This is a genomic window from Achromobacter sp. Marseille-Q4962, from assembly GCF_943737005.1.
In the GTDB taxonomy this organism is placed as follows: Bacteria; Pseudomonadota; Gammaproteobacteria; order Burkholderiales; family Burkholderiaceae_B; genus Achromobacter.
The window spans coordinates 1-20,592 of sequence record NZ_CALSFU010000001.1 but is presented as its reverse complement, the minus strand read 5'-3'; the positions used below and the strand labels follow the sequence as shown (position 1 = coordinate 20,592).

Here is a 20,592-nt window from a genome sequence, read left to right as displayed (position 1 = left end):
CCCATATGGTGCGCTTTCACCCGAAACGCGCTGAAATTTTTACGCCGCGCGCGTAACCATTGCGACAAGGTTGCGGCGGCAAACTGGTTTCACCGCGCCAGAAGCAGGGCGCTTACCGCAGAGGTTCCAACATGAACAGACTCGCCAGAATCGCCATGGCCGGCGGCATCGCGGCTCTCCTGTCGCTGGGCGCCGCGGCCATGCCCGCCGCCGCGCACACCTCCGTGTCGATCAGCATCGGCGCGGCGCCGCCGCCTCCCCGCGTCGAGGTCGTGCCTCCGCCCCGCGCCGGCTATGTCTGGGCGCCGGGCCACTGGGAATGGCGCGGCAACCATCATGTGTGGATAGGCGGCAACTGGCTCAGGGCGCGTCCGGGCTATGTGTACCACGCGCCCGAATGGCGCCGCGCCCAGGGGCGCTGGGTGTATGCCGCCGGCTGCTGGGACCGCGACCGCGACGGCATCCCCAACCGCTACGACCGGCACCCGGACAACCGTCGCCGCGGATAGCCCCGGCCCGCCGGCGAGCGGCAGCGGCCGCCCCGGCCGGCGGGCCGGGGCGCCTCGTCGGCGCTGGCTTCAGCGCAGGAACCCCGTCGAGATCCAGGGTATGGCCGCCACGATGACGGTGCCCGCGGCGATCGAGCACATATAGCCGATGATGGGCCGGATGCCGGCGTCGGGCGAAACCTTGCCGATGGCGCAGGCCGCGTAGTAGCCCACGCCGAACGGCGGCGCGAACAGGCCGATGCCCATGGCCAGGATGACCACCATGGCGTAGTGCACCTCGTGTATGCCCATCTGGTGCGCGATCGGAAAGAGCAGCGGGCCGAACAGCACGATGGCCGGAATGCCCTCGAGCACGCTGCCCAGCACGATGAAGGCCACGATGGAAACCGCCATGAAGGTATAGGCGCCGCCCGGCAGCCCGCCCATGAACTGGGCGAGCTGGCTGGAAAAGCCCGACTGCGTCAGCGCCCAGGCCATCGCGGTGGCCGTGCCGATGATGAGCAGAATGGCGCCGGACAGGCAGGCGGTATCGACCAGCATGGGCATGAGGCGCCTGGCGTCGAAGCAGCGGTACACCAGCAGGCCCACCAGCGCCGCGTACACAATGCCGATGGTGGACACCTCCGTGGCGGTGGCCACGCCCTCGACCACGGCGGCGCGGATCACGAAGGGCAACGCCAGCGCCGGCAGCGCGACGACGAAACTGCGGCCGATCTCGCGGCCCGTGGCCTTGCGGACCCGGCCCGGGTCGTGGCGGCGGTGCCGCCACCACACCACCATGCACAGCATGGCGCCCAGCACCACGGCGGGCAGCAGACCGCCGGTGAAGAGCGCCGTGATCGACACCCCGGTCACCGAGCCGATGGTGATGAGCACCAGGCTGGGCGGCACGGTTTCGGTCTGCGCGCCCGTGGCCGAGAGCAGGGCCACCAGTTCGCCGTCCCGGGCGCCGCGCTTGCGCATCTCGGGAAACAGCACCGGCGCCACCGCCGCCATGTCGGCCGCCTTGGCGCCCGATATGCCCGACACCACGTACATCGCGCCGATGAGCACATACGACAGCCCGCCGCGCACATGGCCCAGCAGGCTGGCCAGGAACGCCACCATGCGGGTGGCCATGCCCGTCATCTCGATGAGCAGCCCCAGGAAGACGAAGAGCGGCACCGCCAGCAGGATGAGGTGCGACATGCCCTCGTCCATGCGGCCCACCACCACCATGAGCGGCACGTCGGTGGTCAGCGCCAGGTAGCCGAACGTGGCCAGGCCGAAGGCGAAGGCGATGGGCACGCCCGCGAACACCGAGGCGGCGACGATGCCCACGAAGAAGACCAGCAGGTTGGCGTTGCCCAGCGGCGCGAACGCCGGCTGCAGCAGCGCCATGACGCCGACCACGGCCGCCACCAGCAGCAGCGCCGCGCCGGTGACGCGCCATTGCGCCTGGGCCAGCAAGCGCAGCAGCGCCACCGCCATCATCAGCGCCGTGCCCACCGGCAGCGCGGCGGCGCGCCAGATGTTGGGAATCTCCAGCGCCGCGGTGGTGACGTACTGTTCTTCGAGGGCATAGTCGTAGCCTGGAGCCAGCACCATGAGCAGGAAAGCCAGCGCCGCGGCGATGGCCACCATTTCCAGCACGGCCCGCGCGGCCGGACCGGCGCGGTTGACGAGGGCCGCCATGCGCATGTGTTCGCCGCGCCGCAGGGCCACGACCGCACCCAGCATGGCCAGCCAGAGAAACAGCAGCGAGGCCAGTTCGTCGGACCACACCAGCGGCGTGTGCAGCGCATAGCGCGCCACCACGCCCGCGAACAGGATGACGATCTCGGCCACCACCAGAATGGCGGCCGGGACTTCCACCAGCCAGCCCAGGGCCTGGTCCAGCGCGGCGATCACGCCCTGGCCCTGGGCCGACGCGCGCGCCGGCGCGGCGATGCCGGCGGCCCTCATGACAGGCTCCCCGCGGACTGCTCCAGCAGCGCCCAGGCCCGGTCGCCGTACTTCTCTTTCCAGCCGGCATAGAACCCGGTCTTGGCCAGCGCGGCGCGGATGGGCGCAGGGTCGGGCTGGTTGAACGCCAGCCCTTCCTCGGCGAGCTTGGTCTGGAGCTGGTTGTTCAGGGCCAGCACGTCGGCGCGCTCGGCCATGCCGGCGGCGTCGATGTGGCGGGCGACCACCTCGCGGATGTCCCGCGGCAGCTTCTCCCAGGCGCGCCGGTTGGCCAGGAACCAGAAGCCGTCCCACATGTGGTTGGTAAGCGAGCAGTACTTCTGCACTTCGTAGATCTTGGCGGTCTGGATGATGGCCAGCGGGTTTTCCTGGGCATCGACCACCTTGGTCTGCAGCGCCGAATAGGTTTCGTTGAAATTGATGCTGGCCGGCGACGAGCCCAGCGCCTTGAACATGGAGGTCCACAGCGGGCTGACCGGCACGCGGATCTTCAGGTCCTGGAAGTCGGCCGGGCCGTTGATGGGGCGCGAACTGGTCGTGACCTGCCGGAAGCCGTTATCCCAGATGCGGTCCATGACGTGCAGGCCCTTGGCGCGGATCTCGCTGCGGATGTGGGCGCCGAGCGCGCCGTCCATGGCTTTCCAGACGGCGTCGTAGTCGGGGAAGGCGAAGCCCACCCCGCTGATCGAGGCCGAGGGCACCAGGGTGGACAGGATCAGGCCCGACAGCGTGAAGAACTCCACCGCGCCGGAACGCAGTTGGCTCAGGGTGTCGGTGTCGGAGCCGAGCTGGCTGCTGGGAAAGATGGCCAGCTCGAAGCGGCCGTCCGTATCGCGGGCGATGTTCTGCGCCGCTTCGCGGGCCCGCACGTTCATGGGGTGCGTGGGGGGCAGGTTGTTGGCGTACTTGTACCGGTACTGCGGCGCGGCCAGGGCGCGGTGAAAGGGCGCAACGGCCAATAGCGCCGCGCCGCCCGTGGCGCGCATGAGATTGCGTCGGGTCTTGTCCATGCTGTCTCCTTTGTGTGGAAGGGCGGTCGCCCTGGGGTGTGCCGTGTGCGGCATCTTTGCAATTCTGAATTGCTGGGTCCAATATATGGACCATATAATTCTGTCTGGATTTATTTAAGCATATTGAATATCAAGCGTAAATGCGTAAAATCGGAGGCCAAGTGATCAAGCGTCTTAAAAAGGCTGGTCCACAAAATGGACCTTATAAAAGCGATTCTGGAGACAAGGTGCAGGAGATCCCCGCCCAGGTGGAAGGCGCGCAGACCCTGGCGCGCGCCATGCAGGTGCTGCGCGCGGTGTCGCGCGGCGACGGCGCGGGCCTGCTCGCGCTCACGCGCGACACCGGCATGAGCAAGCCCACCGTGCACCGCCTGCTGGCCGCGCTGGCCGCCGAGGGCATGGTCGAGCAAGACCCCGTCTCGCGCCGCTATTACCTGGGCCCCGAGTGCCACGTGCTGGGCAGCATCGCCAGCGCCCGCTTCGGCATCAACCGGCTGGCCGCGCCCATCGTGGCGCGCCTGGCCCACGAATGCGGCGACTCGGCGTTCTTCTCCATCCGGCGCGACGTGTTCGCCGTGTGCGCCATGCGCGAAGACGGCGACTACCCGCTCAAGACCCACGTGCTCATGCCGGGCGACCGACACCCGCTGGGCGTGGGCGCGGGCAGCCTGTCCATTCTGGCTGCGCTGGACGACGACGACGCCGAGGCTTGCCTGCAGGCCAACGCCGCGCTCATCGAGGCGCGCTATCCGCGCTACTCCCTGCCCCTGCTGCGCAGCCTGGTCCGGGAGGCGCGCGAGCAGGGCTACGCCGTGAACCGCGGCCTGGTGATCCCGGGATCGTGGGGCATCGGCATGCCCGTGCGCGACGCCGCGGGGCACGTGCTGGGCGCGCTCAGCATTGCCGCCGTGGAGTCGCGCATGGACGAAGACAGGCTGTTCCAGTTGGCCAAGCTGCTGGCGCGCGAGGTCAGGCGCCTGCAGGCCCAGCTGCATCCGGCGGACCCGCCGAACCGACCCAAGTCCTGAGTCCGCCAGACGGGGCGGGCCTCGGGCACAACCTGAGGAGACAGCAATGAGCAAGCGCGCCGTAATCGTGGGGTGGCAACACATCCCCTTCGGCAAACTGGATGACCCCGACACCGAGAGCCTGATGGCGCGGGTGGCCGGCCCCGCCCTGGAACACGCCGGCCTGGACGCCTCGGCCGTGGACGGCGTCTACGTGGGCGTGATGAACAGCGGCTTTCAGAAGCAGGACTTCCAGGGCGCGCTGGTGGCCACTTCGCTGCCCGCGCTCGCGCACGTGCCGGCCAACCGCCTGGAGAACGCCTGCGCCACCGGATCGGCCGCGCTGTATGCCGCCATGGACTTCATCGAATCCGGGCGGGGCCGGGTGGCCCTGGTGGTGGGGGCCGAGAAAATGACGGCCCGCCCCACGGCCGAGGTGGGCGACATCCTGCTCAACGCCAGCTACCGCAAGGAAGAAGCCGGCGTGGACGGCGGCTTTGCCGGCCTGTTCGCGCAGATCGCGCAAGCCTATTTCGCCCGCCACGGCGACCAGGGCGACGCGCTGGCGCGCATCGCGGCCAAGAACCACCGCAACGGCGTGGACAATCCTTATGCGCAGCTGCGCAAGGACCTGGGCTTCGATTTCTGCCGCACGGTCTCCGACAAGAACCCCTACGTCGCGCCGCCTTTGCGCCGCACCGACTGCTCCCTGATCTCCGACGGCGCGGCCGCGCTGGTGCTGGCCGACGAAGACACGGCAGCCGGCCTGCCGCGCGCCATCGCGTTCCGCGCGCGGGCGCAGGTCAACGACATCCTGCCGCTCAGCCGCCGCGATCCCACGGCCTTCGAAGGCGCGGCGCGCGCCTGGCGCCAGGCGCTGTCGGCCGCCGGGCTGACGCTCGACGACCTCAGCCTGGTCGAAACGCACGACTGCTTCACCATCGCCGAACTGCTGGAGTACGAAGCCATGGGGCTGGCCCCGCGCGGACAGGGGTACAAAGTGCTGCGCGAGGGCTGGACCGAAAAAGACGGGCGCCTGCCCGTCAATCCTTCGGGCGGCCTCAAGGCCAAGGGCCATCCGGTGGGCGCCACCGGCGTGTCCATGCACGTCATGGCCTGCATGCAGCTCATGGGCGAGGCGGGCGGCATGCAGATCCCCGGCGCTGCGCTGGCCGGCGTGTTCAACATGGGCGGCGCGGCCGTCGCCAACTACGTCAGCCTGCTGGAGCGCCGCAAATGAGCCAGCCGCACACCGCACCCGACGGCGGCGTGGCGCCCGTGTCGCGCCGCGTCATGAACCTCGCCGAATTTCTGGCCCAGGCCGCGCGCCGCCACCCCGCGCGCATCGCCGTCTCCGAAGGCGAGCGCGACATCACCTGGGCCGAGCTGCACGCGCGCTGCGGCGCGCTGGCCGCCGCCCTGGCCGCGCGCGGCATCGCCAAGGGCGACCGCGTGCTGGTGCACGGCCGCAACAGCATCGCCTACATCGAAACCCTGTTCGCCGTGCTGCGCCTGGGCGCGGTATGGGTGCCCACCAATTTCCGCATTTCGCCGGACGAGGCCGCCTATCTGGCCACGGCGTCGGGCGCCAAGGCTTTTCTGTGCGACGGCCTGTTCGAGGCGCACGCGCGCGCGGTGGCCCAAGCCGTGCCGGACCTGCGCCTGCTGGCGCGCCTGGGCGACGGCGAGCTCGGCGAAACCGACACCGCCACGCTGATCGCCGCGCATGCGGCCGAGGCCCGCCCCGCGGCCGGCGTCGAGCGCGACGACCCGTGCTGGTTCTTCTTCACGTCCGGCACCACGGGCCGTCCCAAGGCGGCCGTGCTCACCCACGGCCAGATGGCGTTCGTCATCACCAATCACCTGTGCGACCTCATGCCCGGCACCACGGAGCGAGACGTCAGCCTCGTGGTGGCGCCGCTTTCGCATGGCGCGGGCATCCATTTCCTGACCCAGGTGGCGCGCGCCGCGCGCAGCGTCCTGCCGGGCCAGGACAAATTCGATGCCGAAACGATCTGGTCGCTGGTGGAGCGCCACCGCGTGAGCAACATGTTCACCGTGCCCACCATCGTCAAGATGCTGGTCGAGCACCCGTCCGTGGACCGCTACGACCACCGCAGCCTGCGCTACGTGATCTATGCCGGCGCGCCCATGTACCGCGAAGACCAGAAGCGCGCCCTGGCCAAGCTGGGGCCGGTGCTGGCGCAGTATTTCGGCCTGGGCGAAGTCACCGGCAACATCACCGTGCTGCCGCCTGCGCTGCACCGCGCCGAAGACGGCCCCGAGGCGCGCGTGGGCAGCTGCGGCTACGCCCGCACCGGCATGCAGATCAGCATCCAGGACGACAGCGGCCGCGAACTGCCCGCCGGAGAAAGCGGCGAGATCTGCGTCTGCGGGCCGGCGGTCTTCGCGGGCTATTACGCCAATCCCGACGCCAATGCCAAGTCTTTCCGCAACGGCTGGTTCCGCACGGGCGACCTGGGCTATCTCGACGCCGAGGGCTTTCTCTACATCACGGGCCGCCAGTCCGACATGTACATATCGGGCGGCTCCAACATCTATCCGCGCGAAATCGAAGAAAAAGTGCTCGCCCATCCGGCCGTCGCGGAAGCCGCGGTGCTGGGCGTGCCCGATCCGGTCTGGGGCGAGGTCGGCGTCATGGTGTGCGTGCTGCGCGCCGGCCACGCCCTGGACGAAGCGGCCCTGCTGGAATGGCTCGCGCCCCGATTGGCGCGCTACAAGCTGCCGCGGCGCATCTTCTTCTGGGAAGCGCTGCCCCGGTCGGGCTACGGCAAGATCACAAAAAAGCTGGTGCGGGATGCCTTGTACGAACGCGGCCACCTATCCCAGGCCGCCTGACCCCAAAAGGAGAGCAGACATGCAAGCAACGCAGGAAGCGGTACTCGTGACGGGAGGCGCCTCGGGCATCGGCCTGGCCGTGGCGCAGGGTTTGCTGGAGGCCGGACGCCGCGTGCTGGTGGCCGACGTCGCCCAGGAGCGGCTGGACGCCATCGCCAGTCTCGCGCCGCCCGCGCGGCTCGGGCGCATTCTCATGGACGTGGCCGACGAAGACAGCGTGTTGCAGGCGCTGGACCGCATGGAGCAGGATTTCGGCCCGATCTCCGGCCTCGTCAACTCAGCCGGCATCGGCCGCGACGTGCCGTTTCTCGACACCGACACGGCCCTGCTCAGGCGCATTCTGGAGGTGAACCTGGTGGGCTCCTTCGTCGTGGCCCGCGAAGCCGCGCGCCGCATGCGCGAGCGGCGCCGAGGCGCCATCGTCAACATCGCCTCGGTGTCCGGCCTGCGCGGCAATGCCGGCCGCGCCGCCTACGGCGCGTCCAAGGGAGGCGTGGTCACGCTTACCCGCGTCATGGCCGTGGAACTGGCCGCCTACGGCATCCGCGTCAACGCCGTCGCGCCCGGCCCCGTCGAAACCCCGCTGGTGTCGCAGATGCACACCAGCAAGGCGCGCGAAGCCTGGGAAAGTGTCGTGCCCCAGCACCGCTACGCCGCGCCCGAGGAACTCAACGGCGCCGTGTCCTGGCTGCTCGACGACAGCCGTTCCAGCTACGTGACCGGGCAGATCATCTGCGTGGACGGCGGCTTCACCGCCGCCGGCATGCTCGCCCACTGAAGCCAGCGACCACCCCTCGTTCCACGAACTGCGCCACAAGCGCGGGGAGCCCTGCAATGCGATACACCACCGTGCATCGTTCCGGAGGCGGCGTCCTGCCGCGTCCCCGGACCCTCATCCACCCGGGCGCCTACAACCCGGTGCGCATCCACAGCTGCACCGCCCCGCGGGGGCGTCACATCCGCCTGGCGCTGCGGCCGGGCGCCACCCTCTACGACGCCCTGGTCGGCCCCCTGGCCGGCGCCGGCGTCGCCTGCGCATCCATGACCCTGCTGGGCGGCGCCTTCGCGCGGCTCGACTATTGCACCGCGCCGCCCGATCCCTCCCGCCAGGCCGTGGTCGCCTACACCGCGCCCATCGAGGCCGGCGCGGCCGACCTCGTCTTCGGCAACGCCACCCTGGGCGCATCCGACAGCGGCGCGCCCCTGGTGCATTGCCACGCCGTCTTCCGCGACCGGGCCGGCCGCCTCGCCGGCGGCCACATCGTGCCGCAGACCAGCATCATCGGTCCCCGCGCCATCGCCGTACTCGCCACCTCGCTGGACGGCTTCGAGCTGCGGGCCCGCTACGACGAAGAAACCCACATCCGGCTGCTGCAACCCTTCAGGGGAAACCTCCATGGACGACGCTGAAATCGAGCGCGGCAGCATGGGCCGCGTCGCCTACGCCCGCATCGGCCCCAACGAAGACCTGGTGCGGGGCGTGGAGAAATTCTGCCTCTCGCTCGGCTTTCGCCACGCCTTCGTGCGCGGCGCCCTGGGCAGCCTGGTCGACGCCTGCCTCTACACCGCCCAAGGCGACTACCGCTGCATCGCCGGCCCCGCCGTGGAAATCGTCAGTCTCGCCGGCGAAGTCCGGGCCCAGCCGGATGGCTCCCTGCGCGCCAGCCTGTCGGGCGTGGTCGCCGACCCGCGGGGCGAGGTGCATGGCGGGCCTTTCGTGCCGGGCGCCAACCCCATCTGCATGACCTTCGAGGTCACGCTGGAGGAATGGCTGCCGGCGGGGTAGAGGGCAAGACGCGCGGCGCGGCGGCCGGAAACGGCGGCGGCGCCGGGCGGCCGCCGTTTTCCCCGGGCGCGGCAGCGTAGGGCCGGATTCCCCGCCACGACTGCTTCGGCGAAACCGCCCGTGGTTTGTAGGGGCGTGCGCCAGGTTGCTATAAAGAGGTCTACGGTATCTCTCCAGGGTCAGCACATGTCCATGCAAACACTGAGCCGGTGCGGCGTCGCGCTGTTTCTCGCCGCGCTGGTATCCGGCTGTTCTTTCTTCGGCTCCGGCGATTCGGACCGCGAGCGAACCGCCGCCCGTGTCAGCGACGAATGCAGAGGGAATCGCAGCCGCTGCCTCTACGAGGGCTCATACGAACCGGGAGAGCGCGACTACGCCGAAGAAGAAGCCAAGCGGCTCAACCGCGCGGAATCCGCGCGGCTGCGGCGGGTATTCGGCAACTGAGCGCGCGGGGCTTGCGCGCAGGCGTCCCGTCCGCCTTTCGCATGACGCCGGCTTTTCCGGCGTTATCGCATTTCGAACGCTTCCTGATGAAAGCCCTCGCCGGCCCCTCCGGCCCGCCGCCACGCGCGGCGCAGCGTCCTGGCCAGCCCCGGCGGGCCGCAGAACCAGATGTCCTGCGCGTGCCCGGCGGCGTCCGACGCCAGTCGGGAGGCGTCCAGGCGCTGGCCCGCATGGCTGTCGTGCACCGTCAGCGCGACGGACGGCAGGGCATTGCACAGCGCGCGCAGGCGCGGGACGAACGGATCGGCGCCCGCGTCGCGCACGCAATAGTGCAGATGCGCCCGGGGCGCGCCGGCCGGATCGGCCTGCATCGATTCCAGCCAGGACAGAAAAGGCGTGACGCCGATGCCGCCCGCGATCCAGACCTGGGTCGTGCCGGACTCCGGGGGCGCCGGCCGGAAGCAGCCGTAGGGGCCTTCGACCGTGATCCGTTGTCCCTCCTGCACGCGGGCGGCCAGGCCGCGCGTATAGTCGCCCAGCGCCTTGATCTGGAAAGCGATCCGGCGGTCCGGTCCGGGCGCGCTGGCAATGGTGTAGGGATGGGCGCCTTCGCGCTCGTCCAGCGTCAGGAACGCGAACTGGCCCGGCTTATGCCCCGGCCAGCCGGCATCGAGTTCGCACACGACTTCCAGCACGCCGGGATCCTGGCGCCGCACGGCGGCCACCGTGCCCGCGTGGCGGCGTCGCCGCCCGATGCGGCCGGCCAGCGCGGACACGGCGCCCCAGGTGCCGCCGGCCATCAGCAGCCCCAGCAGCGCGCCGGTGACGCCCTGCCAGTGCATGCGCGGCAAGAGCGCCGCGGCATGCGACACCAGCGCCAGGTAGAGCAGCGGCATGGCGCGATGGACCCAGCGCCATGCGTGATACGGAAAGCGCCGCCACAGCGTGATGACCAGCATGGCCAGCAACAGATACAGCCCCCATTCGCCCAAGTCCTTGGCGTAGCCGCGGACGCTGTCGAACAGCGTGACGGACGCCGGATGCGGCGGTCGGCCGGCAATGCCGGCCAGCGCGTTCAACGGGCCTTTGGAAAGCTCGATCAGCCAGTGCGCCAGGCCCGTGGCCACGGCCAGGATGCCTGCCCATTTGTGCAGGCGGTAGACCTTGTCCATGCCCCCGAGCGGACGCTCGAGCGGGCGCGGGCGCAGCGCCAGGATCATCGCGAGCGACATCAGGCCGATGGACCAGATGCCGGTAAGGTACAGGCCCTGCTGGCGCAGCAGCCACGGCCAGCCGCCTTGCAGCGGCGCCTGCCAGGCGAGATCCCATCCCCAGGCCAGCGTGAGGGCGCCCAGGAACAGGCCGATAGCGGTACGGGTATGCATGATGAAACGTGTCCGGTGCAACGGCGGCCCCGCGCGGGCGCGCGGGCCGCAAGAAAGGGGGGGGCGGACGGCGGGGCGCGCGGCCGCCGTAGGCGTCAGTCGTCGAACTTGGTGCGTTCGATGGCGCCGGTATGCGCGTTGACGTAGAGCTTCACCCGCTGGGCCTGCGCGTCGCGCGCCTTGGCCTCGTAGCGGCCGTGTTCCAGCTCGATCTCGGTGACGTCGCGGTAGCCGGCCGCCGTGATGGCGTCATGGATCTGGCTGATCGACAGTATCGAGGCCGGCGCCGTGCGCGCGGCCGGCGCGGGAGCGGGGGCGGGAGCCTGCGTCTGGGCGTGGGCGGCCAGGGCGGCGGCGCCGAGGACGGCGCCGGAGACGAGGGTGCGGATGAGCTTCATGTGGGACTCCTTGGTCTTGCGGATTGAGATCGAATCGATCGGGACAGGTCTTGCAGACCCTGGACGACATTATGGAAACCTCCTCATGAACCCGGTCTGAAGCCCCCGTTCACCCGCCGTTCATGTTGGCCGCGGTATAACGTGCGGCACATCCGCCGCATTGCCGGCATGCCTTCCCGATGAGCCGATCTCCCGTCCGATTCCCCATGCCGCTGCGTTCCTGTCTTGCGATTCTCCTGTCGTGCGCGACGCTGGTCGGGCCGTCTCCCGCAAGGGCCGACGACGATCACGATCGCGCGCGCGAGGCCCTGCAGGAAGGAAAGATCCTGCCGCTGCGCACGGTGCTCGACATCGTCGAGCGCAGTTATCCCGGGCAGGTCGTCAAGGTAGAATTCGAGGAAGACGACGGCGAATATCTCTATGAGATCCGGCTGCTGCAAGCGAGCGGCAATCTGCTCAAGCTGAAGATCGACGCCCGCGACGGCCGGGTGCTGGGCGTCAAGGGCAAGCATATGCAATTCCGGGACGACGACTGATGCGCATCCTGCTGATCGAGGACGAACCGACACTGGCCGCGCAGCTCGAGCGCGCCCTGGACGACGCCGGCTACACCGTGGACCGCGCCGCCGACGGCAAGACCGCCCACTACATGGGCGAAGTGGAAACCTACGATGCCGTGGTGCTGGACCTGGGCCTGCCCGTGCTGGACGGTCTCACGGTGCTCAAGCGCTGGCGCGCCGCCGCGCGCAACATGCCGGTGCTGATCCTCACCGCGCGCGACAGTTGGCACGAGAAGGTCGCCGGCATCGACGCCGGCGCCGACGACTACCTCGCCAAGCCGTTCCACATGGAAGAGCTGCTGGCGCGCGTGCGCGCCCTGATCCGGCGCGACAGCATGCACGCCAGCGCGCAATGGCGTTGCGGTCCGCTCATGCTGGACACGCGGCAGGCCAGGGTGACGCTGGACGGCGTCGCGGTTTCGCTCACCAGCCACGAATTCAAGGTGCTGGCCATGCTGATGCAGCATGCCGGCGAGGTCGTGTCGCGCCAGCAGCTGGTCGAGCATCTCTATGCGCAGGACTTCGACCGCGACTCCAACACCATCGACGTATTCATCGGCCGGCTGCGCAAGAAACTTCCGCCCGACACCATCGAGACCGTGCGCGGGCTGGGCTACCGGCTGGCGGGCGGATCATGAGCGCCGCCGCGCCGCGGCGCCCGCGGGCCGGGCTGGACGGCGCCGGGTCGCTGCGCTGGCGCCTGCTGATCGGCACGCTGGCCTGGATCTCCCTCTCCGTCATCGTGGCGGGCTGGGGCCTGGCCAACCTGTTCCGCCAGCACATCACCGAACAACTGCGTTCGGAGCTGATGCTGCACCTGAACCAGCTCACGGCCGCCGTCAACCTCGGGCCCGCCGCGCAGGTGCGGGTGTCCCCGCCGCTCAGCGACCCGAGATTCGACCAGCCGCTGTCCGGCCTCTACTGGCAGATCGACCGCCTCGGCCCCGGCCCCCGCGCCGGCGTCGCGCGGTCCCGCTCATTGTGGGACCAGACCCTGCCCGCTGCGCCGCCCGGCGCCGAAAACGGATACGAGCTGACGGGCCCCGAAGGGCGCGACCTCTACGCCGTGGCGCGCCTGCTCACGCCCGCCGAAACCGACGCGCCCCGGCTGCGGCTGGTCGTGGCCGCCGACCGCACCGTGCTGGCCGAACCCATGGAGCGCTTCACCCACATACTCGTTATTTCGCTCGGCGGCCTGGCCGGAGGGCTGGTGCTGGCCGCCATCATGCAAGTGGTCATCGGACTGCGCCCGCTCGCGCGCCTGCGCCGCCAGCTCGCGCAGCAGCCGCCCGGCAGCAGCATGCGCATCGAAGGCCGCTACCCCGACGAAGTGCAGCCCCTGGTGGACGACTTCAACCGCGTACTCGCCGTCAACGACGAGATCATCCAGCGCGCCCGCACCCAGGCCGGCAACCTCGCCCACGCGGTCAAGACCCCGCTGGCCATTCTCGCCAACGCCGCGGCCGCCGAACGCGGGCCGCTGGCGGACCTGGTGCGCGAACAGGTTGGCGTGGCGCGCCGGCAGATCGACCATCACCTGGCCCGCGCCCGCGCCGCGGCCTCCTCGGGCGCGACGGACCTGCGCACCCCCGTGCGCGAGCCCCTGGAAGGGCTGCTGCGCGCCATGCGGCGCCTGCACGCCGACCGCCAGCTCGACATCGCGCTTGCCGTGAAGCCGGCCGACCTGTGCTTTCGCGGCGAACTGCACGACTTCCAGGAGATGCTGGGCAACCTGCTCGACAACGCCTGCAAATGGGCCAGGCGGCAGGTGCGCGTCACCGCCCGGCGCGATGCCCGGGGCCGTCTCTCCATCCACGTCGACGACGACGGCCCCGGCATTGCCGACACCGAACGCGAGCGCATCTTCAAGCGCGGCGTGCGCGTGGACGAACAACAGCCCGGCTCCGGCCTGGGCCTGGACATCGTGCGCGACCTGGCCTGCACCTATGGCGGCGACGTCCAGGCGCTCAGGTCGCCGGATCTGGGCGGGTTGAGGGTGATGTTGATATTGCCGGCGGCTTGAGGGCTGGCAGGCCATGACAACGGCGCGCTCCCCCCGGCGTGTCGGCATGTGTGCACCCATGCTTTCGGAACCTCTGCTGTTCAAGAAGATTAAAACGGGCAGGGCCGCCATTGGAATTTTGGGCAAGCGACGATGCGCTTGCCTTCAAGCCAGATAATCTGCATTCATTTTCCGTTTTTACAGGCGCCGGGCACGGAACGCCTGTGCGCCGTTTGTATTTCATATGGTGCGGATCATTGGTTTTTTCTTCCTTTATAAATTTTCTTTTTTAAATCACCTCGATCAACTTGTTGGTATTCGGAGATTTTCATGTCTGCGTGGACGCGCTGGCGATTATTCTGAATGCCGCCAGGTAGGGCTGTCGCATTATTCTTGCGGTGCCACGGAATCGTCTTATGGGTTTCGTCGCCTTCTGCACGTTCGTCTCGGGGCTGGTGAGACACAGTTCTGTATTACAGAAAAATTATTCGTGGGATTGGTCTTATATCTTGCGAATTTACGCGCTGATCGTACTTGTACTAGGTTTTCTTCGCTGGGTAGATCATCCGCGCTGACTATCATGGCCACCAGCGCACTCCACAGTAATTTTCCGGTAGTCGTTAACGATATTCACGGAGAATCCGCACGTTTTGGAGGCGAAAATTGGAAGGTGTTCATGATCTCGTCGAAACGGAATTCACTTTTAACCCAGTCATATGCCGTGGCGCTATTCGCTCAAGCAGTCTCGGTTTGCAGCGCTTCTGCGCAGAGCTACGACCAGACCATCAACGCCAATCAGTCGAGTATGGTCCTTCTCGCCAAGCCCGGGACGACCGTACTCGTGGCGCCGGGCGCCGAGATTTCCGTGGCCTCCTCCTTGGGATTTGGCGGTGCTAATGGGATACAAGGGGCACCGGGCGATACCTGGATCCTCACGAACCAAGGCTCCGTCGAGGCGCACTCGGACGGGATTAGCCTGGACGGTCCCGGCAGCGGCGTCATCAACCATGGACAGATCTCCGGCGGGGTGGGGATTTGGAGCAGATCGGACCTGTTCGTGCGAAATGAAGCCGGAGGCAGGATCTCCGGCAAAGATGCCGGCGTGCAAACCTACGGACCGCTTACGCTCGACAATGCGGGATCCATAATATCGGAATTCACCGCGGTTGAAGGCCGCCAGCGGTCAGGCAGGTTCGGCGCCGACGTCCGGAACACCGGCACCCTTCAGGGCCGCCAGGTGGGCATTCGCCTCTTAGGCAACTCCGATCCCGGGTCCACCAACACGATCCGGAACTTCGACGGCGGCCAGATCCTGGCGACTGATGCCATAAGCGTGGGGCTGTATGTGGCGCTCGGATCGAGCACCGTCACCAATGGAAGCGGCAGTATCATCAAGGCAGGGTTGCATGGGATTCATGGCGGGGACCTGTCGACCGAGATTCTGCTCAACAATTGGGGCGCCATCGAGGGCACGAACGGCCTCGGCGTCTGGACCTACGGCGGGGGCATGATCACCAATTTCGAAGACGGCGTGATCTCGGGCCTCGGGGGCGTCTCCTATACGCGCAGCCGGTATGGCGATGTCGACCTCACCAATGACGGAACCATCACCGCAACCGGGACGACTTTCATCGGAGGCGACGGCCTCGAGGCGGGAGTGGGCGCAGGCGTCTACGTTGGCGCGGCCGCCGCGGGCGGTTCGATCCGCAACCTCGCCGGTGGCATTATCCAGGGCGGCGCATATGGCATCTATAGCGGCAGCGCGCTCGAGCCCGATGATGCGCCGGCGATGTCGATCGTCAATGCCGGCACCATCCAGGGCGACACTGGTATTTCGGTCAATGATGCGCCCGCATTCATCACCAATTCCGGAACGATTGCCGGGTCCGGCGGCGTCGCCATCCGCTTTGATCAGACGCGCGCGAGTTCCAACTCGCTGACGCTGGACACCGGCTCCGTTCTGCATGGCAAGGTACTGGGTGGCGCAGGCAGCGACAGCCTCCTCCTTCTCGGAAGCGGCATCGAGGACGGCGGCAAGTTCCAGAATTTCGAAACCTTGAGCATCAACGGCGCGGCCTGGAGGCTCACAGGCGATTCCTCATTCTCGCAATCCTCCAACGTGACGGCAGGCCGCCTTACCGTCAACGGCACGCTCAGCTCGCCCTCGGTGTCCGTGAAGGCCGGGACGATCCTCGGCGGCGGCGGAACCATAAACGGCAATGTCTCTAACCTTGGCACCATCGCTCCCGGAGCCGAGGGAGAGGTCGGCACATTGACCGTCAATGGCGACCTCGTCCTGGCGTCAAGCTCCGCCCTCAATTTCCAGCTTGGGCGGCCAAGGCTGGTCGGGCAGCCGCCAGACGAGGAAGGCAGCAGCGCGCTGAATGACCTGGTCAACGTCAGCGGCGATCTGACGCTGGACGGCGTCCTGAATGTCAGCTCGACCACCGGCAGCGCTTTCGGCGCCGGAATATACAGGTTGATCAACTATGGCGGCACGCTGACGGATAACGGCCTGGCCTTGGGGGCCATGCCGGCGGGGAGTTCCAATTCCATTCAGACATCGGTGGCTGGCCAGGTCAACCTCATCAACGCCTCGGGGCCGGCCCTGCGGTTCTGGGATGGAGACGCGGGCTCCAAATTCAATAGCGTCATCGACGGCGGCAACGGCATCTGGCACGCGTCCGGTGGCAACGACAACTGGACAGAGAAGACCGGAGCCCTCAACGGCGCCTTGAGCGATGGCGCCTATGCCGTATTCAGCGGCGCGGCCGGCACCGTGACGGTCGATAACACGCACGGCCCCGTCATGGTGGGGGGCATGCAGTTCGCGACGAGCGGCTATCGCATCCAGGGCGGCGCCGTTACCTTGCTGAGCGGCGAAACGCCCATACGAGTGGGCGATGGCAGCGCGTCCGGCGCGAACTTCGCGGCGAAAATCGCCTCCCCGCTCGTCGGCGACGGCATGTTGGTGAAAGCGGACGGCGGCACGCTGGTCCTCAGCGGCGCCAACAACCATACCGGAGGTACATCGATCGAAGGCGGCACCTTGCAGATCAGCGCCGACGCCAATCTTGGCGCGGCTGGCGGCAAACTCGCCTTCGACTTCGATGGCGGGGTGCTGCACACCACATCCAGCTTCGGCATGTCGCGCCCGGTCGCCCTCAATACCACCGGCTTTTTTGACGTGGACGGCGGAACCACGCTGGACCTTGCCGGACCCGTGTCGGGCGCCAGCGATCTGATGAAACTCGGCGGCGGCGCCCTTGCCTTGACGGGGGCCAATGCCTACCGGAACACGGGCGTGCTCGCGGGCACGCTGATCGGCGACTCGAACTCGATTTCCGAAAGCATTGGCAACGCGGGGATCGCCATCTTCGACCAGTCCACCAGCGGAACCTTTGCGGGAAACATCGCCGGCCTCTCGCAAACACAAGGGGTGATGGTGAAGAGGGGAGGGGGAACGCTGAGGCTTTCGGGCAATTCGGCCCTCGACTGGACGGTCGACGACGGAAAACTGATCTCCTCGGCCGAGCGCTTCGACGGTAACGTGCACCTCCGTGGCGGTACGATGACGTTCGACCAGGACGTGAATGCGAGCTATGCCGGCCTTATCTCCGGCAGCGGCACCCTGGAAAAGGCAGGCAGGGCTGCGTTGCTTCTGCTGGAAGACAATGTGGCCTTTTCGGGCCTGACTGCCGTCAATGCGGGAACCCTCTACGTGAACGGCACGCTGGGAGGATCGGTCGCTGTCGCCAGCGGGGGCACGCTCGGCGGAGCCGGGACGGCAGGCTCCACGACGATCGAAGCAGGCGGCGTTCTGTCGCCGGGGCAGCCCTTGCTGAGCAAGGACTCGATCGGCGGCGAAACACTCGGCACTTTGGCCGTAAGTGGCGACTTGACGTTCAAGTCCGGATCGACGTTCTCGGTCGATATTTCGCCTTCGGCGTCAGACCGTGTCAACGTTTCCGGCTCGGCCACGATCGAGGGAGGCAATGTCGCGGTCGAGAAGATCGGCGGGGTCTATGTGCCGGGAAGCCGTTGGACGATACTCAATGCGAGCGGCGCCGTTTCGGGAGCTTTCGGTTCGATTTCCGAAAACCTGCCCTACGTCGGGCTGATGCTCGAATATGATCCCAACAACGTCTATCTGCATATTCAGCGAAACGACATCGCATTCTGCCTGCCCGGCTTCAACCACAATCAATGTGCGATAGCCAATGGGGTGGAGAGCCTCGGCCAGGGCGATGCCCTCTACGACAACGTGGCTTCCCAAACCGACGGGAAGGCGGCGGCTTATGCCTTCGACCAGCTTTCCGGGGAAATCCACGCATCGGCAAAGGCCGCCATTTTCGATGACAGCGGCTTTATACGCGGCGCGATGAACGAACGCCTGCGCTATGCCTTTGGCGCAGTGGGCACGGCCGGCACACCGGCTGCGGGTGGCGCGGGTACGGCCGGCTCAGCGGCGCATGGCGAGCGGGCGGCGGTCTGGGCGCAGGGTTTCGGGGCGTGGGGACATGTCGATGGCGACGGAAACGCCGCCCGCATGTCCCGGTCTATCGGAGGCATTTTCATCGGCGCGGATGGTGCAGTGAGCGATCATTGGCGCGTGGGCGCTTTGGGCGGTTACTCCGAGACCGATCTCCGGGTCGGTGGCCGTTCCTCGTCGGCCGACAGCGACAACTATCATCTCGGCGCATATGCTGGCGCGCAACGGAACAATCTCTCCTTCAGGAGCGGCGTTGCCCTGACCTGGCATCGGCTGTCGACGAAACGGTCGGCGGTCTTCCCAGGTTTCCAGGATCATCTGTCGGCCGATTATTCTGCCCGGACCACGCAGGTCTTCGGAGAATTCGGATACCGCTTCGATCTCGGCCGCACAGCGCTTGGCGCGGCGGCACTCGAACCATTCGTCAATCTCTCCTATGTCAATCTCGACACCGACGGCTTCACCGAGCGGGGAGGCATTGCGCGGCTCTCATCGCGCAGCGCCAATGACAGCGTTACCTACACCACGCTGGGTCTGCGTGGGCAGACGACCCACACCTTCGATAATGGCGTTTCCGTCCTTGCTCGCGGCGCCCTCGGCTGGCGCCATGCGTTCGGCGATGTCCGCCCGGACTCGAACTTTGCATTTGCGGGCGGTTCCGCATTCGATATTCTCGGGACCCCCATTGCGAAGAACGCCTTGCAGCTTGAGGCGGGCTTCGACGCCAAGGTCTCCAAAACCATGATCCTCGGGCTCTCATACATGGGGCAGATCGCAAACTTGCAACAGGAGCATGGATTAAAGGCGAATATGAGCTGGCGCTTCTGAATCCCTGGCGCCAGCTCGTCAAAGAAGATGCCGCCCGCCGTGACGCCGCTCCTGAATCCCGGCAGGCGGCCGGCATGAGCTTCGGCTTGCGCATAAAACTATTGCGCAGCTCTTTGGTATTGGCCCGCAGTGACGTGCCTTCGGGAAATCCGTACAGGTCAGAACCGGAGGTAAGGCTGCTTCTCAGCGAGTGGCAGGCGGGGGGCGACATATATCTCGCCAGCCTGACGTGTCGGAGGCGACCTTTTACACGTGGAAGAAGACGTACGCTGATTTCGGCGTGAGCGGGCTGCCTGCCGGGCCAGGGTTGTTCAGAGCCTGCGTCGCCAGGGCTGCTTTTTTTAATAAGAGGGGCGGCCCGGCTGCTGCAGATCCGTGCCGGAACAAGCGTTCGTACATCCATCCATCATTGGTCAGCACGAGCGCGGCCTTGCCTTGAATGCTGCCTTGCGTCTGGCCGGCGCCGTCCTGTTGCCGAGCATCGCCTTGGTTTCGGTATCCTGCTTGTTCAGCAGCCCGGCATCGACCAGCGCATCCGCACGCGCCTTGCTTTCGTTCCCCCAGGGATTCTGAATTGCCCCGGGTTTTGCGGAGGCTCCAACCTTTGAGAGAATGGAGCCCTTATGAGCAAGCAGAACAAGTTTTCCCCGGAAGTCCGTGACCGCGCCGTGCGTCTGGTACAAGAGCATCGTGGCGAGTATCCATCGCTGTGGGCGGCCGTCGAGTCCATAGCGCCGAAGATCGGCTGCGTGCCGGCCACGCTGTTGGAATGGGTCAAGCGCAGCGAGATCGACAGCGACATGCGTGATGGCATGAGCACCAGTGAACGAGAGCGCATGAAGGCTCTGGAACGCGAGGTCAAAGAACTGCGCCGGGCCAACGAGATCCTGAAGTCGGCCAGTGCTTTTTTCGCCCAGGCGGCGCTCGACCGCGAACTGAAGAAGTAAACGCCTATATCGACCGGCACCGGGACGTCTACGGGGTCGAGCCGATCTGCAAGGTGTTGCAGGTTGCCCCATCGGCGTATCGGCGTCATGCCGCCCGCCAACGATGCCCGGAGCTGCGCAGTGCGCGCAGCCAGCGCGACGAGGGTTTGATGGCTGAGATTCGGCGTGTCTGGCAAGCCAACATGCAAGTCTACGGCGTACGCAAGGTATGGCACCAGTTGCAGCGCGAAGGCATTGCCGTGGCCCGCTGCACGGTTGAGCGCCTGATGCGTCACCTGGGTCTGCAGGGCGTGCGCCGAGGCAAGCGGGTGCGCACCACCATTGCCGACGGTTCGCAGGCATGCCCACTGGATCGCGTCAATCGCCACTTCCATGCCGACAGGCCCAATCAGTTATGGGTCTCGGACTTCACCTACGTGTC

General features: G+C 67.3%; 17 protein-coding genes, 1 pseudogene and 1 other annotated feature. Of the genes and pseudogenes, 13 read left to right on the top strand and 5 right to left on the bottom strand.

Annotation, left to right across the window (positions count from 1 at the left end; translation table 11 throughout):
- Positions 1-131: 131 nt before the first annotated feature.
- Positions 132-509 carry a hypothetical protein gene (locus tag NGJ44_RS00090; RefSeq protein ID WP_251862743.1) on the top strand — a complete coding sequence of 126 codons (378 nt, stop codon included), beginning with the start codon at positions 132-134 and terminating at the stop codon, positions 507-509.
- A 69-nt stretch (positions 510-578) separates the two neighbouring features.
- Here NGJ44_RS00090 and NGJ44_RS00085 read toward each other — a convergent pair whose 3' ends face one another.
- Positions 579-2,453 carry a TRAP transporter large permease gene (locus tag NGJ44_RS00085; protein WP_053244685.1) on the bottom strand — a complete coding sequence of 625 codons (1,875 nt, stop codon included), beginning with the start codon at positions 2,451-2,453 and terminating at the stop codon, positions 579-581.
- Positions 2,450-3,463, bottom strand: a complete 1,014-nt coding sequence (locus tag NGJ44_RS00080) for a TRAP transporter substrate-binding protein (RefSeq protein WP_251862742.1) — start codon at positions 3,461-3,463, stop codon at positions 2,450-2,452. The genes NGJ44_RS00085 and NGJ44_RS00080 overlap by 4 nt, the downstream gene beginning before the upstream one ends.
- Before the next feature lie 227 nt (positions 3,464-3,690).
- Between NGJ44_RS00080 and NGJ44_RS00075 the strand changes: the two genes are divergently transcribed.
- From NGJ44_RS00075 to NGJ44_RS00045, 7 genes are all read left to right on the top strand, one after another.
- Positions 3,691-4,491: an IclR family transcriptional regulator gene (locus NGJ44_RS00075; RefSeq protein ID WP_235489380.1), complete on the top strand. Its 801-nt coding sequence runs from the start codon at positions 3,691-3,693 to the stop codon at positions 4,489-4,491.
- A 46-nt stretch (positions 4,492-4,537) separates the two neighbouring features.
- Complete coding sequence (locus NGJ44_RS00070; protein ID WP_251862741.1) at positions 4,538-5,710, top strand: acetyl-CoA acetyltransferase; 1,173 nt, start codon at positions 4,538-4,540, stop codon at positions 5,708-5,710.
- Positions 5,707-7,329: an acyl-CoA synthetase gene (locus NGJ44_RS00065; protein WP_053244688.1), complete on the top strand. Its 1,623-nt coding sequence runs from the start codon at positions 5,707-5,709 to the stop codon at positions 7,327-7,329. The genes NGJ44_RS00070 and NGJ44_RS00065 overlap by 4 nt, the downstream gene beginning before the upstream one ends.
- 19 nt (positions 7,330-7,348) lie before the next feature.
- Entirely contained in the window at positions 7,349-8,107 is a 759-nt protein-coding gene (locus tag NGJ44_RS00060; RefSeq protein WP_251862740.1) for an SDR family NAD(P)-dependent oxidoreductase, read from the top strand.
- A 56-nt stretch (positions 8,108-8,163) separates the two neighbouring features.
- Positions 8,164-8,739 carry a PPC domain-containing DNA-binding protein gene (locus NGJ44_RS00055; RefSeq protein WP_053244690.1) on the top strand — a complete coding sequence of 192 codons (576 nt, stop codon included), beginning with the start codon at positions 8,164-8,166 and terminating at the stop codon, positions 8,737-8,739.
- Positions 8,726-9,115, top strand: coding sequence for a PPC domain-containing DNA-binding protein (locus tag NGJ44_RS00050; RefSeq protein ID WP_200908009.1), 390 nt, complete (start codon positions 8,726-8,728; stop codon positions 9,113-9,115). The genes NGJ44_RS00055 and NGJ44_RS00050 overlap by 14 nt, the downstream gene beginning before the upstream one ends.
- A 186-nt stretch (positions 9,116-9,301) precedes the next feature.
- Positions 9,302-9,559, top strand: a complete 258-nt coding sequence (locus tag NGJ44_RS00045; RefSeq protein WP_053244691.1) for a hypothetical protein — start codon at positions 9,302-9,304, stop codon at positions 9,557-9,559.
- 62 nt (positions 9,560-9,621) lie between these two features.
- Here NGJ44_RS00045 and NGJ44_RS00040 read toward each other — a convergent pair whose 3' ends face one another.
- Both NGJ44_RS00040 and NGJ44_RS00035 read right to left on the bottom strand, forming a co-directional pair.
- Positions 9,622-10,944: a ferredoxin reductase family protein gene (locus NGJ44_RS00040; RefSeq protein ID WP_251862739.1), complete on the bottom strand. Its 1,323-nt coding sequence runs from the start codon at positions 10,942-10,944 to the stop codon at positions 9,622-9,624.
- 95 nt (positions 10,945-11,039) lie between these two features.
- A complete protein-coding gene (locus NGJ44_RS00035; protein WP_053244693.1) occupies positions 11,040-11,342 on the bottom strand; it encodes a PepSY domain-containing protein in 303 nt (100 codons plus the stop codon).
- A 206-nt stretch (positions 11,343-11,548) separates the two neighbouring features.
- Between NGJ44_RS00035 and NGJ44_RS00030 the strand changes: the two genes are divergently transcribed.
- From NGJ44_RS00030 to NGJ44_RS00020, 3 genes are read left to right on the top strand one after another with little or no spacing between them, the layout of a single operon-like run.
- On the top strand, positions 11,549-11,878 hold the full coding sequence (locus tag NGJ44_RS00030; protein WP_053244694.1) for a PepSY domain-containing protein: 330 nt from the start codon (positions 11,549-11,551) through the stop codon (positions 11,876-11,878).
- Positions 11,878-12,540 carry a response regulator transcription factor gene (locus tag NGJ44_RS00025; protein WP_053244695.1) on the top strand — a complete coding sequence of 221 codons (663 nt, stop codon included), beginning with the start codon at positions 11,878-11,880 and terminating at the stop codon, positions 12,538-12,540. The genes NGJ44_RS00030 and NGJ44_RS00025 overlap by 1 nt, the downstream gene beginning before the upstream one ends.
- Positions 12,537-13,925: a sensor histidine kinase gene (locus tag NGJ44_RS00020; protein WP_053244696.1), complete on the top strand. Its 1,389-nt coding sequence runs from the start codon at positions 12,537-12,539 to the stop codon at positions 13,923-13,925. Before NGJ44_RS00025 ends, NGJ44_RS00020 begins: the two co-directional genes overlap by 4 nt.
- A 233-nt stretch (positions 13,926-14,158) precedes the next feature.
- Here NGJ44_RS00020 and NGJ44_RS00015 read toward each other — a convergent pair whose 3' ends face one another.
- Entirely contained in the window at positions 14,159-14,368 is a 210-nt protein-coding gene (locus tag NGJ44_RS00015) for a hypothetical protein (protein ID WP_160318553.1), read from the bottom strand.
- Between the two features lie 212 nt (positions 14,369-14,580).
- On the opposite strand from NGJ44_RS00015, the gene NGJ44_RS00010 reads away from it, so the two are divergent.
- Both NGJ44_RS00010 and NGJ44_RS00005 read left to right on the top strand, forming a co-directional pair.
- On the top strand, positions 14,581-19,224 hold the full coding sequence (locus NGJ44_RS00010) for an autotransporter domain-containing protein (protein ID WP_251862738.1): 4,644 nt from the start codon (positions 14,581-14,583) through the stop codon (positions 19,222-19,224).
- 623 nt (positions 19,225-19,847) lie between these two features.
- A pseudogene (locus NGJ44_RS00005) lies at positions 19,848-20,592 on the top strand (IS3 family transposase); the annotation flags it as partial.
- Positions 20,126-20,242 (top strand) — a sequence feature (AL1L pseudoknot). It overlaps the preceding pseudogene by 117 nt.